At 62.2% G+C, this 12,695-nt stretch carries 13 protein-coding genes and 4 tRNA genes; 15 read left to right on the top strand and 2 right to left on the bottom strand.

The genetic code is table 11. From position 1 onward, the window contains the following. Positions 1-21 precede the first annotated feature (21 nt). Together ACI0FO_RS11960 and ACI0FO_RS11965 are read right to left on the bottom strand one after the other, a co-directional pair. On the bottom strand, positions 22-1,029 hold the full coding sequence (locus tag ACI0FO_RS11960) for an ABC transporter ATP-binding protein (protein WP_416026915.1): 1,008 nt from the start codon (positions 1,027-1,029) through the stop codon (positions 22-24). A 47-nt stretch (positions 1,030-1,076) separates the two neighbouring features. Continuing rightward, positions 1,077-2,087, bottom strand: coding sequence for an ABC transporter substrate-binding protein (locus tag ACI0FO_RS11965; RefSeq protein ID WP_416026916.1), 1,011 nt, complete (start codon positions 2,085-2,087; stop codon positions 1,077-1,079). A 149-nt stretch (positions 2,088-2,236) separates the two neighbouring features. Between ACI0FO_RS11965 and hisN the strand changes: the two genes are divergently transcribed. From hisN to rplL, 15 genes are all read left to right on the top strand, one after another. Next, positions 2,237-3,043, top strand: a complete 807-nt coding sequence (hisN, locus tag ACI0FO_RS11970) for a histidinol-phosphatase (RefSeq protein WP_416026918.1) — start codon at positions 2,237-2,239, stop codon at positions 3,041-3,043. Positions 3,044-3,101: 58 nt separating this feature from the next. Beyond that, positions 3,102-4,487 (top strand): glutamine synthetase family protein, encoded by a 1,386-nt coding sequence (locus ACI0FO_RS11975; protein WP_416026920.1) that lies wholly within the window; start codon positions 3,102-3,104, stop codon positions 4,485-4,487. A 29-nt stretch (positions 4,488-4,516) separates the two neighbouring features. After that, the gene (locus tag ACI0FO_RS11980) at positions 4,517-5,905 is read left to right on the top strand and encodes an aldehyde dehydrogenase family protein (protein ID WP_416026922.1); all 1,389 of its coding nucleotides are present in this window, start codon (positions 4,517-4,519) and stop codon (positions 5,903-5,905) included. A gap of 24 nt (positions 5,906-5,929) precedes the next feature. Next, positions 5,930-7,093: an iron-containing alcohol dehydrogenase gene (locus ACI0FO_RS11985; RefSeq protein ID WP_416026923.1), complete on the top strand. Its 1,164-nt coding sequence runs from the start codon at positions 5,930-5,932 to the stop codon at positions 7,091-7,093. A 113-nt stretch (positions 7,094-7,206) separates the two neighbouring features. Beyond that, positions 7,207-7,293 (top strand) — tRNA-Tyr (locus ACI0FO_RS11990). Positions 7,294-7,438: 145 nt separating this feature from the next. Next, positions 7,439-7,512 (top strand) — tRNA-Gly (locus tag ACI0FO_RS11995). Positions 7,513-7,524: 12 nt separating this feature from the next. After that, a tRNA-Thr gene (locus tag ACI0FO_RS12000) sits at positions 7,525-7,599 on the top strand. A 56-nt stretch (positions 7,600-7,655) separates the two neighbouring features. Continuing rightward, positions 7,656-8,846 carry an elongation factor Tu gene (tuf, locus tag ACI0FO_RS12005; protein WP_183017046.1) on the top strand — a complete coding sequence of 397 codons (1,191 nt, stop codon included), beginning with the start codon at positions 7,656-7,658 and terminating at the stop codon, positions 8,844-8,846. A gap of 204 nt (positions 8,847-9,050) precedes the next feature. After that, a tRNA-Trp gene (locus ACI0FO_RS12010) sits at positions 9,051-9,126 on the top strand. 64 nt (positions 9,127-9,190) lie between these two features. Then, complete coding sequence (gene secE, locus ACI0FO_RS12015; protein ID WP_105555684.1) at positions 9,191-9,571, top strand: preprotein translocase subunit SecE; 381 nt, start codon at positions 9,191-9,193, stop codon at positions 9,569-9,571. A 9-nt stretch (positions 9,572-9,580) separates the two neighbouring features. Next, positions 9,581-10,114 (top strand): transcription termination/antitermination protein NusG, encoded by a 534-nt coding sequence (gene nusG / locus ACI0FO_RS12020; protein ID WP_105555685.1) that lies wholly within the window; start codon positions 9,581-9,583, stop codon positions 10,112-10,114. A gap of 63 nt (positions 10,115-10,177) precedes the next feature. Continuing rightward, the gene (gene rplK, locus ACI0FO_RS12025) at positions 10,178-10,609 is read left to right on the top strand and encodes a 50S ribosomal protein L11 (RefSeq protein ID WP_006227005.1); all 432 of its coding nucleotides are present in this window, start codon (positions 10,178-10,180) and stop codon (positions 10,607-10,609) included. Between the two features lie 2 nt (positions 10,610-10,611). Then, positions 10,612-11,313, top strand: a complete 702-nt coding sequence (gene rplA / locus ACI0FO_RS12030) for a 50S ribosomal protein L1 (RefSeq protein ID WP_006216574.1) — start codon at positions 10,612-10,614, stop codon at positions 11,311-11,313. 270 nt (positions 11,314-11,583) lie between these two features. Continuing rightward, positions 11,584-12,108, top strand: a complete 525-nt coding sequence (gene rplJ / locus ACI0FO_RS12035) for a 50S ribosomal protein L10 (protein WP_105555686.1) — start codon at positions 11,584-11,586, stop codon at positions 12,106-12,108. An 81-nt stretch (positions 12,109-12,189) separates the two neighbouring features. Then, positions 12,190-12,570 (top strand): 50S ribosomal protein L7/L12, encoded by a 381-nt coding sequence (gene rplL / locus ACI0FO_RS12040; RefSeq protein WP_006227008.1) that lies wholly within the window; start codon positions 12,190-12,192, stop codon positions 12,568-12,570. The last annotated feature ends 125 nt before the right edge of the window (positions 12,571-12,695 follow it).

The raw sequence follows: 12,695 nt of genomic DNA on the forward strand, positions 1-12,695 counted from the left end.
GGCGGCTCCCGGCCTGCGGGGTCATACGCTGACCCAGGCGCATTCGCCGGGTCCCACGTCCAGCCGAACGGGCGCGCCGCGGGACAGCCCTGCCATGCCATGCTGCTCGACCACCAGCTCGCGCCCTAGCCACGCGACGCGCAGCCGCGTCAGGTTGCCCATGAAGGTCATATCCTGCACGCGGCCCGGACCTTGCTCGTCGGCGGCGATGCGCAGGTTTTCCGGGCGCAGGCAGGCTTCATAGCGTTCGTTCGCGCCTTCAGGCCGCGTCGCCAGCAGATGGGGCATCGCATGGCTCACCCAATCGGTGGGCAGTAGATTGCTCAAGCCCACGAAGTTGGCCACGAAGCGCGTGCGGGGGCGCAGGTAGAGGTCGGACGGCGATCCCACCTGTTCGATGCGCCCGTCGTTCATGCAGACGATCTTGTCGGCCAGCGTCAGCGCTTCTTCTTGGTCATGCGTGACCATCATCGTGGGAATCTTCAACCGGCGCTGGACGTCGTGGATTTCGGCGCGCATGTCGGTGCGCACGCGCGCATCCAAGGCCGACAGCGGTTCGTCCAGCAGGATCAGCGCCGGGTCCACCGCCAGCGCGCGCGCCAGCGCCACACGCTGTTGCTGTCCTCCCGAAAGTTGGTGCGGATAGCGCGACGCGTAGTCGGGCAGCTTGATCAACGCCAGCAATTCACCCACCCGAGCGGCAATGCGATCTCGCGGTTCGCCACGGACGCGCAGGCCGTAGCCCACGTTTTCAGCCACGGTCATGTTGGGAAACAGCGAATACGACTGGAATACGATGCCGAATCCGCGCTTACGCGCCGGCAGCCTGCTCAGGTCGCGCCCGCCTAGCGTGATGGTGCCCCGGTCGAACGGCAGCAGGCCCGCGACGATGCGCAGCAAGGTCGTCTTGCCGCAACCGCTAGGGCCCAGCAGGCACACGAACTCATGCTCGCCGACGGACAGGTCGATATCCTCAAGCGCTACCGACCCGTCGAAGGTCTTGCGTATGCCGCGCAGTTCCAGATACATGGCGTCTCCCAGACGCAAGCGCGGCAGGCACGCCCGCCGCGCTTGGCTTAACGCTTGATGGTGTCTTGCCAGGTTTTGATCGTGGCGTCGCGCTCGGCGGCCGACTTCTGGAAATCCACGGGATACAAGACGGCGGTCAGATCCTTCGGCAGGCCCGCAGCTTCAGCCGCCTTGTTGGGGGCGGCGCCCGGGATCGTGACGAGTTCCTTGTACTTGCTGTACAGGCCGCCCGCCTGCGCGGATAGCGTCCAATCCAGGAAGCGTTTGGCGTCGGCGGGATTCTTTGCCGTCTTCATCAGTCCGGACGCCTCCAGCTCGTAGCCCACCCACTGCTTGGGGATCACCATCTTGACCGGATAGCCCTCTTCGATGGACTGCATGGCGGGGAACGCGAACGACACGCCGATCGCGTATTCGCCGGCGCGGGCCATCTTGCAGGGGCGCGACCCCGACGGCGTGTACTGCGCCACGTTCTTGTCCAGGTCTTTCAGCAGCGCCCAGCCCTTTTCCTTGCCCAAACCCTGCAGCAACGCGACGATCTGCAGGTAGCCCGTGCCGGAAGCGGCTGGGCTGGGGATGACGATCTCGCCTTTATAAACGGGGTTGGCCAGGTCTTCCCAAGACGTCGGCATGGGCAGCTTCTTGGACTTCAACCGGTCGGTGTTTACACAGAACGCGGCGACATAGCCGGTGGCGGCAAACCACTTGTTGTCCGCGCCCTTGTACTGGGCGGGCAGAGTGTCGATGCCCTTGGCCGCATAGGGCTCCAGCAGGTTTTGCAAGCGCGGATCCAGCATGTTACTGACGGCAAAGCCCCAGATCACGTCCTGCTGCGGGTTCGCCGCTTCGGCGATCAGGCGCGCGCCCAGGTCGCCCGTAGACAGGCGCAGCACGTTGACCTTCACATCCGGCATGGCCGCGTTGGCCGCCTTCAGATAGGCCGCGATCTCATCTTCCTCCAGCGCGGTGTAGACAGTGATGGGACCGGCGTGGGCGGCGTGCGCGAAACCTAGGGAAATTACTGCAACCACAACGCTAAGCTTCTTCATACATTGCATGATGGGACTCCGGTGGGGAATACATGGCAACGGTGCGAGCTACTGATGCGGACGGCGACCCTGCCGTAAGGGGCGAGGTTGCAGTTTTAGGTATATTTGCAAATTTGGGGCAACGTGTCTAGACTGGAAAAACCCCTGGGAGCACCGTGATGCAAACCTCCGCCGCGCTGACGGCGCAGCAATTGGCCGAATATTCCTCGTTCGCGCAGACGCTCGCGGACCGCGTCCGGCCCTTGTCCCGCAAGTGGTTCCGGCACCCGCTGTCCGTTGACACCAAGGCCGACGAAAGCCCCGTGACGCAGGCCGACCGGGAAGTCGAGGCCGCGTTGCGCGACGCGATCGCGCAACGCTACCCCCAGCATGGCCTCTTTGGCGAAGAGTTCGGCGCCCTGCGCGCCGAGGCCGAACTGGTGTGGTCCTTGGACCCCATCGACGGCACGCGCGCGTTCATTTCGGGCAACCCCTTGTGGGGCACGCTGCTGGCGCTGCTGCATCGGGGCCGCCCGGTGCTGGGCCTGATCGACATTCCCATGTTGCAGGAACGCTGGATCGGCGCGGCCGGTTCGCCGGCGCGCCTGAACGGCGACATCTGCCACGCCAGCGCCTGTACCGAACTGCGCAACGCGATCCTGTACGCCACGTCGCCCGACATCTTTGAAGGCGCCGAGCTGGCCGCCTTCGACGCCTTGGCCGGCGCCGCGCGCATGCGCCGCTATGGCGGCGATTGCTACAGCTATGGCCTGCTGGCCAGCGGCCACGTCGATCTGGTGGTCGAAGCCGGCCTGCAACCCTATGACTATCTGGCGCTGATGCCCGTGATCGAAGGCGCGGGCGGCGTCATCACCGATTGGTCTGGGCAGCCGCTCAGTCTCGAATCGCAGGGCCGCGTCGTCGCGGCCGCCACGCCGCAGCTGCATCGCCAGGCGATGCGGGTGCTGGGGGCGGCCATGACCTGAACGCCGCGCCGCCCGCCCGCAGGTCAACGCAACGCTTCAGCCACAAAGGTGAACGAGCATGCATGCACTAGGGGTAGCAACGGTGGAAGACGCAGAGCGGCTGGTGCAAGCCAGCCCGCTCTCGCATATCAAGGTGGGGTTGTCCGACGTCGACGGTGTGATGCTGGGCAAGTACTTGCGGCGCGACAAGTTCCTGAGCGCGCTGCGCTCGGGCCTGGCGTTCTGCGACGTGGTGCTTGGCTGGGACCTGGACGACCAGCTCTACGACAACACCCAATACACCGGCTGGCACACCGCCTATCCCGACGCCAAGCTGCGCATCGTGCCGCAGACCGGCCGCCGGCTGCCGTTGGAGCAGGGCCCCGGCGGCGAAGACATGCTGCTGTTCCTGGCCGAATTTGAAGGCGACGCTGCCGCCATCTGTCCGCGCCGGCTGCTGCATCGCACGCTGGACCGCGCCGCGGGCATGGGCTACGAGGTCTACGCCGCGCTGGAATACGAGTTCTTCATGTTCCGCGAGACCCCGCATTCGGTCCGCGCGAAAAACTATCGCAACATGGAAAACTGGACGCCGGGCAACTTCGGCTACTCCGTGCTGCGCAGCACCGTCGAGGGCGACTTCTACCGCAAGCTGCTGGACATGTGCGAACGCATGGACATGCCCATCGAAGGCTTGCACACCGAAACGGGGCCGGGCGTGCTGGAAGCGGCCATCGCGGTAGACCAGGCCGCCGCTGCCGGCGACAAGGCATTTCTGTTCAAGACCTTCACCAAAGCGCTGGCGCAGCAGAACGGGCTGATGGCAACCTTCATGGCCAAATGGTCGCATGATCATCCCGGCCAGAGCGGCCATATCCATTTGTCGCTGCGCGACAAGAAAAGCGGCCGTTCGGCGTTCTACGACGAATCGCAGCCGCACGGCATGAGCCCGACGCAGGTCGCGTTCATGGCCGGCGTGCAGCGCTACCTGCCAGAGTTCATGGCGCTGTACGCGCAGACGATCAACAGTTATTCGCGTCTGGTGCCGGGCTATTGGGCGCCGCTGGACGCAACGTGGGGCATGGAAAACCGCACGACCGCGCTGCGCCTCATTCCGGGCAGCGACAAGTCCCAGCGCGTCGAGGTGCGCATCGGCTCGGCGGACGCCAATCCCTACCTGGCGTTGTCCGCCGCGCTGGCCTCGGGCCTGTACGGTATCGAGCAGGGCCTGACACCCGAACCCATGGTGCAAGGCAATGCCTATACCCAGCAATTCCCGGCTCATCTGCACCTGCCCACCACCTTATGGGAGGCGGCGCAGCGCCTGCGCGGGTCCGAAGCGGCTCGCCACCTGTTCGGAGACCCCTTCGTCGAACACTACGCCGCGACGCGCGAGTGGGAAGAACGGCAGTTCCGGCGGCACGTGACCGACTGGGAGCTGGCGCGCTACTTCGAGATCATCTGAACCCATCCAACCGCTTGCATAGGGCCATCATGACCCAGGAACTCATCACCATCAGTCCCATCGACGGGCGCGAGGTCGTGCGCCGCGCCTACGCCAACGATGCGCAAATTGCGCAGGCGCTGGCGCTGGCCCAGTCCGCGCAAGCGGGGTGGCAGGCGTTAGGCGTGGCCGAGCGCGGGCGCATCGTGTCCCTGGCCGTGGACCGTTTCGTAGCGGCCAAGGACGAGATCGCGCGTGCGATCACGATTCAGATGGGGCGCCCGTTGCGCTACACGCCAGGCGAAGTCTCCGGGTTCGAAGTGCGAGCCCGCCACATGATTTCCATCGCGGATGCGGCGCTGGCGCCCGTGCGCGTGCCCGAGCAGGCCGGGTTCACGCGTTTCATCAGCCGAGAGCCCATCGGCGTGGCGCTGACCGTCGCGCCGTGGAACTATCCCTTGCTTACGGCGGTGAACAGCATTGTCCCGGCCTTGATGGCAGGCAACACCGTCATCCTCAAGCACTCCGACCAGACGCCCCTGTGCGCCGAGTTGATCGAACGCGCCTTTCGCGACGCGGGTGTGCCAAAGGGCGTGTTCCAGTACTTGCACGCCAACCACGACACCGTCCAGCGGCTGATCCGCGCGCCCGAGATCGGCTACGTGTCCTTCACCGGATCGGTGCGCGGCGGACGCATCATTGAGGAAAGCGCGGCAGGGCGCTTCATCGGCGTGGGCCTGGAGCTGGGCGGCAACGACCCTGCCTATGTGCGCGCGGACGCCAAGTTGGATCACGCCGTCGAAACGCTGGTCGACGGCGCATTCTTCAATTCGGGGCAGTCCTGCTGCGGTATCCAGCGCATCTACGTCGCGCGGCCGCTTTACGACGAGTTCGTCGAACGCGCCGTTGCGTTGACAAACGATTACGTACTGGGCAATCCGCTGCATCCCGAAACGACGCTGGGGCCGGTCGTCCGTGCCCGAGCCGCAGCCGATATTCGCGACGTCATCGCAGAAGCCGTGTCGTCCGGCGCACAAAACCTGATTGATCCTTCGCATTTCTCAAATGCGAGTGAAGGCTCGCCTTACGTTGCGCCAGCACTACTGACGCGAGTAAATCATCGCATGCGCGTTATGAACGATGAGTGCTTCGGGCCGGTCGTCGGCGTCATGCCCGTGGACACCGATGACGAGGCCGTCGCATTGATGAACGACAGCCCCTATGGGTTGACGGCGGCGGTGTTCACGCAAGACGAAAGCGCCGCCCTGGCGTTGGGCCGTCAAGTGCATACCGGAACCTTCTTCATGAACCGCTGCGATTATCTCGATCCGGCGCTCGCCTGGACCGGCGTCAAGAACACGGGCCGCGGCGTGTCCTTGTCCGCCATCGGCTACGAGCAACTCACGCAAGCCAAATCCTTTCATCTGCGCAGCGTCTGACCAGGCGATTACAGGAATCGAACCATGACCGTGCCCAACGTCAATTGGAACTACCCCACCGCGATCAAGGCGGGTCCAGGCCGCATCAAGGAGCTGGCGGATTGGTGCGCCGAACTCGGCATGAGACGGCCTTTGCTGGTCACGGACCCGGGCCTTGCGGCATTACCAATGGTGGGCGACGCCGTGCGCGCCTGTCGTCAGGCCGGTCTGGAATGCGGCCTCTTCCACGAGGTCAAAGGCAACCCGACGGGCCGCAATGTCGAGGACGGCGTGGCGGTCCATAAGCAAGGCAAGCACGACGGCGTCATCGCTTTTGGCGGCGGGTCGGCCCTGGACGCCGCCAAGGCCATCGCTTTGATGGCGGGCCAAAAGCGGCCCTTATGGGACTTCGAGGACGTCGGCGATAACCATCTGCGCGTGAACGTGGCCGGGATGGCGCCCGTCGTCGCCGTGCCCACCACGGCGGGCACGGGGTCGGAAGTCGGCCGCGCATCGGTCATCACGGACGAGGCCGCGCAGGTCAAGCGCATCATCTTTCACGCGCGCATGCTGCCCGCCATCGTCATCCTGGATCCGGTGCTGACGGTGGGGCTGCCGCCAAAGATCACCGCGGCGACCGGCATGGATGCCTTGTCGCACAACCTGGAGGCCTACTGTTCGCCGTTCTTCCATCCCATGGCGGCGGGCATTGCAATTGAAGGCATGCGCCTGGTCAAGGAGTATCTGCCGCAGGCCGTGGCCGACGGGGCCGACCTTCAGGCGCGCCAGCAGATGCTGGCGGCCTCGTGCATGGGCGCTACCGCCTTTCAGCGCGGCCTGGGCGCGATGCACGCGCTGGCGCATCCGCTGGGCGCGCTGTACGACGCGCACCACGGCATGTTGAACGCGATCCTGATGCCTTATGTACTGAAGGCCAACCAGCATGCGGTGGCGCCCCGGCTGGAAGCGCTGGCCCGCTACCTGGATTTGCCTGCCACGGGGCCGGGGGCGGTACTGGACTGGGTGCTGCGCTTGCGCGAGGCCGTGGGCATTCCCCACACGCTGGCGGAAATCGGCATCGACGAGGCCCAGGCGGAACGGGTGGGGCGCATGGCCAGCGAAGATCCCTCAGGGGGAACGAACCCCATTATTTTCACCGCCGACCAATATTCACAACTTTTGCGTGCATCAATTCGCGGAAACCTGTAAGCTTCGCCCCCTCTGCGCGGAAACGCGGGTGGCTGAACGAAAGTTTTTGAAGATTTTCATCCGAATGGTTTGACACCGGATTTGAAAGTGTTCATAATCTCAAGTTCTCCGCTGGAGGGGTGCCCGAGTGGTTAAAGGGGGCAGACTGTAAATCTGTTGGCCTTGCGCCTACATTGGTTCGAATCCAATCTCCTCCACCAGAGACCCAACTCTTGAATCCAGGCGATGTCTGCCTGGATTTTAAAATTAGGCCTAGGGAACTGGGCGACCTTCGCAAAGAAGGTTGTAAGGTTCTCCAGGCCTTGATTTTGAGGGTTCGGGAAAGAGAAGGTGAATGGGTATGCCGCGGGTGTAGCTCAATGGTAGAGCAGAAGCCTTCCAAGCTTACGACGAGGGTTCGATTCCCTTCACCCGCTCCAAGATTTTTAAATGCCCATGTGGCTCAGTGGTAGAGCACTCCCTTGGTAAGGGAGAGGTCGCGCGTTCGATCCGCGCCATGGGCACCACAAATTTCCAAGTACTTTTCTTCAGTCTGAAGCGCAATCCAGGTCAGGAGTCAGCCATGGCAAAAGGCAAGTTTGAACGTACCAAGCCGCACGTGAACGTGGGTACGATTGGTCACGTTGACCACGGCAAAACGACGTTGACGGCAGCTATCACGACCGTTCTGTCGAACAAGTTCGGTGGCGAAGCCAAGGGCTACGACCAGATCGATGCGACTCCTGAAGAAAAGGCTCGCGGCATCACGATCAACACCGCCCACGTCGAGTACGAAACGGCAGCGCGTCACTACGCGCACGTTGACTGCCCGGGCCACGCTGACTATGTGAAGAACATGATCACGGGCGCCGCGCAAATGGACGGCGCGATCCTGGTTGTGTCGGCCGCTGACGGCCCGATGCCGCAAACGCGTGAACACATCCTGCTGAGCCGCCAAGTTGGCGTGCCGTACATCATCGTCTTCCTGAACAAGGCTGACATGGTTGACGACGCCGAGCTGCTCGAGCTGGTGGAAATGGAAGTTCGCGAACTGCTGTCGAAGTACGACTTCCCGGGTGATGACACCCCGATCGTCAAGGGTTCTGCCAAGCTGGCGCTGGAAGGCGACAAGGGCGAACTGGGCGAACAGGCCATCATGGCTCTGGCCGATGCGCTGGATTCGTACATCCCGACGCCTGAGCGTGCTGTTGACGGCGCGTTCCTGATGCCGGTTGAAGACGTGTTCTCGATCTCGGGTCGTGGCACGGTGGTGACGGGCCGCATCGAACGCGGCATCGTCAAGGTCGGCGAAGAAATCGAAATCGTGGGCCTGGTGCCGACGGTCAAGACGACTTGCACGGGCGTTGAAATGTTCCGCAAGCTGCTCGACCAAGGTCAAGCTGGCGACAACGTGGGCATTTTGCTGCGCGGCACCAAGCGTGAAGACGTCCAGCGTGGCCAAGTTCTGGCCAAGCCGGGCTCGATCACGCCGCACACGGACTTCACGTCCGAGGTGTACATCCTGTCCAAGGAAGAAGGCGGCCGTCACACGCCGTTCTTCCAAGGCTATCGTCCCCAGTTCTACTTCCGCACGACGGACGTGACGGGCACGATCGAGCTGCCGGCCGACAAGGAAATGGTTCTGCCGGGCGACAACGTGGCCATGACGGTCAAGCTGTTGGCTCCGATCGCCATGGAAGAAGGCCTGCGTTTCGCCATCCGTGAAGGCGGTCGTACCGTCGGCGCCGGCGTCGTCGCCAAGATCCTGAAGTAAGCAATACCCAAGTGGGTAGAGTGGACGAAATGTCCCTCTACCCATTTTTGCTGTAAAAGTGTTATGATGTTTGGCTCCGCGATCGTTTGCGCCAAATTGCCTGAAAAGGCAATCTGAAAAGCAGTCTGAAAAGGCTGATTTGAGGGTGGCTTTGAGCGGCAGGTCCGGAAAGTCAGTGAATGTAGTGCAAGCCAGTAGTGTTTTAGGGGCATAGCTCAATTGGCAGAGCGTCGGTCTCCAAAACCGAAGGTTGTAGGTTCGATTCCTACTGCCCCTGCCACCGCCAGGATAAACCCGCGGGAGATCATCGCGAGTTACGCATTCACGGCGGCTCGCGTCGCAATATGTCTAATACCAGCGTAGAAACCGTAACCAGTACCGCCGACCGGGTCAAGCTCGGGCTGGCGGTTCTCGTCGTTATTGCTGGCATCGTCGGGTTTTCCGTGCTTAGCGCACAGCCGATGCCCGCACGTGTCGGCGTGTTCGTTGGTGGCCTCGTGATCGCAGCCGTGATCGCCTGGTTCAGCGAGCCCGGCCGCCGCACCCTGAGCTTTGCCAACGAGTCCTACAACGAAGTCAAGCGTGTCGCGTGGCCCACCCGCAAGGAAACGACCCAGATGACGGGTATCGTTTTTGCGTTCGTGGCGGTCATGGGCATTTTCATGTGGGTGCTCGACAAGGGCATCGAATGGATTCTTTACGGCCTGTTGTTGGGCTGGAAATAAGGACGGCGAATGAGTAAGCGTTGGTATGTCGTCCATGTGTATTCCGGCATGGAAAAGAGTGTTCACAAGGCCCTGATCGAGCGCATTGAGCGCGCGGCCTTGCAAACGTCTTTTGGCCGAATCCTTGTGCCCTCCGAAGAAGTCGTCGAGGTCAAGGGTGGTCAGAAGTCGATCACCGAACGCCGTATTTTCCCCGGTTATGTCCTGGTTGAAATGGACCTGACCGACGAAACGTGGCATTTGGTCAAGAATACAAACCGCGTCACCGGCTTTTTGGGTGGCTCGGGCAATCGTCCGACCCCGATTTCCGAAAAGGAAGTCGAGAAGATCCTCTCCCAGATGGAAGAGGGTGTCGAGAAACCCCGCCCCAAGATTCTGTTCGAAGTGGGCGAGATGGTTCGGGTCAAGGAAGGTCCGTTTGCAGACTTCAACGGCAACGTCGAAGAAGTCAATTACGAAAAGAGCAAGGTGCGCGTGTCGGTCACCATTTTTGGTCGTGCCACACCCGTCGAACTCGATTTCAGCCAGGTCGAAAAGACCTGATTTCAACCCCCGGGGAGCCCAGGCCAATAAGGCCCGGGCGATATAACCCGCAAGGAGCAAAGCATGGCGAAGAAGATCGTCGGCTTTATCAAGCTGCAAGTACCGGCTGGTAAGGCTAACCCCTCCCCCCCGATTGGCCCGGCACTGGGTCAACGTGGCCTGAACATCATGGAATTCTGCAAGGCGTTCAACGCCAAGACCCAAGGCATGGAGCCTGGTCTGCCGATTCCGGTGGTGATCACCGCCTTCGCGGACAAGAGCTTCACCTTCATCATGAAGACCCCGCCCGCGACGGTCCTCATCAAGAAGGCTGCTGGCGTGCAAAAGGGTTCGGCCAAGCCGCATACCGACAAGGTCGGTACGCTGACCCGCGCTCAAGCTGAAGAAATCGCCAAGGCCAAGGGCCCCGATCTGACCGCCGCTGATCTGGACGCCGCTGTGCGCACGATCGCTGGCAGCGCCCGCAGCATGGGCATCACGGTTGAGGGGATCTAATCATGGCAAAACTGTCCAAGCGCGCCGCCGCTATTGCACAAAAGATCGACCGCACCAAGCTGTACCCGGTCGCTGAAGCCCTGACGCTGGTCAAGGAAACGGCTGTCGCCAAGTTCAATGAATCCATTGACGTGGCTGTGCAGCTCGGCATCGACCCGAAGAAGTCGGACCAACTGGTTCGCGGCTCGGTCGTTCTGCCCGCCGGTACCGGCAAGTCGGTCCGTGTGGCCGTGTTCGCCCAAGGCGAAAAGGCCGAGGCCGCCAAGGCTGCCGGCGCCGACATCGTTGGCCTGGACGACCTGGCTGACCAGATCAAGGCCGGTCAAATGGACTTTGACGTGGTCATCGCTTCGCCCGACACGATGCGTGTCGTGGGTGCCCTGGGCCAGATCCTGGGTCCCCGTGGCCTGATGCCGAACCCGAAGGTCGGCACCGTGACGCCTGACGTCGCGACCGCTGTCAAGAACGCCAAGGCCGGCCAGGTTCAGTACCGCACCGACAAGGCTGGCATCATCCACGCAACGATCGGCCGCGCGTCGTTCGGCGTGGAACAGCTGCAAACCAACCTGGCCGCTCTGGTCGACGCCCTGCAAAAGGCTCGTCCCGCAGCTGCCAAGGGCATTTACCTGCGCAAGCTGGCCGTCTCGTCCACGATGGGCGGCGGTGCTCGCGTTGAAATTGCCTCGCTGTCGGCTTCCAACTAAGCCAACAGCAGTAAACGTACTTTGGGCTGCATCCGGATTCCTCCGGATGTTGCTGTCAAAGACCGCTGGAGCAGGGTAGTGGAAGGGTCCTCCCTTCTATTGAAAGCAGGTTCCCCGCTGCCCCGCTTAATCCCGAAGCTCACATAGTTCGGATCCAGCGTAGACGGCGTCCCCAGGAAGATTTCTTTACACGAAGAACTCGACCAGGCGCCGCATTCGGTTGACGCGCAAGGCTCAGGCCCAGGCGTCTTTTGATGGAGTGTTCAAACCGTGAGTCTCAATCGTCAAGAGAAAGCGGTGGTAATCGAGGAAGTCTCGGCTGAAGTCGCCAAGGCACAATCGATTGTTATCGCTGAGTACCGTGGTCTGGACGTCGCCTCTGTCACCGTACTGCGCAAAACTGCGCGTGAATCGGGCGTGTATCTGCGTGTTCTGAAGAACTCGCTGGCCCGTCGTGCTGTTGCCGGCACGGCTTTCGAGCCGTTGGCTGAGCAACTGACCGGTCCGCTGATCTATGGCATCAGCACTGATCCGGTTTCGGCGGCCAAGGTCATCGCAGGTTTCGCGAAAAGCAACGACAAGCTGGTCATCAAGGCGGGCGCATTGCCCAACAACTTGCTGACCCAAGATGGTGTGAAGGCCTTGGCCACCATGCCGTCCCGCGAAGAGTTGCTGTCGAAACTGCTTGGCACCATGCAAGCCCCCATCGCGCAATTCGTGCGTACGCTCAACGAAGTTCCGACCAAGTTCGCCCGTGGCCTCGCGGCCGTGCGCGACCAAAAGGCAGCGGCCTAATCGCCCTGCTGTCCGGAATTCGCTGAACGACGAAGCGACACCCAAACCCTGGCATTACCAAAATATTTGGAGTTCTGAAAAATGGCACTTAACAAAGCTGAAATCCTTGACGCCATCGCTGGCATGACCGTGCTCGAGCTGTCCGAGCTGATCAAGGAAATGGAAGAGAAGTTCGGCGTGTCGGCTGCTGCCGCTGCTGTCGCTGTCGCTGCTCCCGCTGCTGGTGGCGCTGCCGCCGCTGCTGAAGAGCAAACCGAGTTCACCGTCGTCCTGCTGGAAGCCGGCGCGAACAAGGTTAGCGTCATCAAGGCCGTGCGCGAGCTGACCGGTCTGGGTCTGAAGGAAGCCAAGGACCTGGTCGACGGCGCTCCGAAGCCCGTCAAGGAAGCTGTGGCCAAGGCTGACGCCGAAGCCGCCAAGAAGAAGCTGGAAGAAGCTGGCGCCAAGGTCGAAGTCAAGTAAGACCTGCGTCAACTGCCCGGGGACAGCACAGTTTGCAGTCCCCGGGCTTTTGCGTTTCCAGGAAACCCCTACTGGGGTCATGCCTTTTCAGAGGGGTTTCCTGGAGTCGTATCACCTAGGGCCGT

Origin of the sequence: Achromobacter marplatensis, assembly GCF_049060505.1 — a bacterium.
Lineage (GTDB): Bacteria > Pseudomonadota > Gammaproteobacteria > Burkholderiales > Burkholderiaceae_B > Achromobacter > Achromobacter marplatensis_A.

Bases quoted from the DNA above. Each gene is read 5' to 3' on its own strand.
- ACI0FO_RS11960 (WP_416026915.1), bottom strand. From the start codon at position 1,029: ATGTATCTGGAACTGCGCGGCATACGCAAGACCTTCGACGGGTCGGTA.
- ACI0FO_RS11965 (WP_416026916.1), bottom strand. From the start codon at position 2,087: ATGCAATGTATGAAGAAGCTTAGCGTTGTGGTTGCAGTAATTTCCCTA.
- hisN (WP_416026918.1), top strand. From the start codon at position 2,237: ATGCAAACCTCCGCCGCGCTGACGGCGCAGCAATTGGCCGAATATTCC.
- ACI0FO_RS11975 (WP_416026920.1), top strand. From the start codon at position 3,102: ATGCATGCACTAGGGGTAGCAACGGTGGAAGACGCAGAGCGGCTGGTG.
- ACI0FO_RS11980 (WP_416026922.1), top strand. From the start codon at position 4,517: ATGACCCAGGAACTCATCACCATCAGTCCCATCGACGGGCGCGAGGTC.
- ACI0FO_RS11985 (WP_416026923.1), top strand. From the start codon at position 5,930: ATGACCGTGCCCAACGTCAATTGGAACTACCCCACCGCGATCAAGGCG.
- tuf (WP_183017046.1), top strand. From the start codon at position 7,656: ATGGCAAAAGGCAAGTTTGAACGTACCAAGCCGCACGTGAACGTGGGT.
- secE (WP_105555684.1), top strand. From the start codon at position 9,191: ATGTCTAATACCAGCGTAGAAACCGTAACCAGTACCGCCGACCGGGTC.
- nusG (WP_105555685.1), top strand. From the start codon at position 9,581: ATGAGTAAGCGTTGGTATGTCGTCCATGTGTATTCCGGCATGGAAAAG.
- rplK (WP_006227005.1), top strand. From the start codon at position 10,178: ATGGCGAAGAAGATCGTCGGCTTTATCAAGCTGCAAGTACCGGCTGGT.
- rplA (WP_006216574.1), top strand. From the start codon at position 10,612: ATGGCAAAACTGTCCAAGCGCGCCGCCGCTATTGCACAAAAGATCGAC.
- rplL (WP_006227008.1), top strand. From the start codon at position 12,190: ATGGCACTTAACAAAGCTGAAATCCTTGACGCCATCGCTGGCATGACC.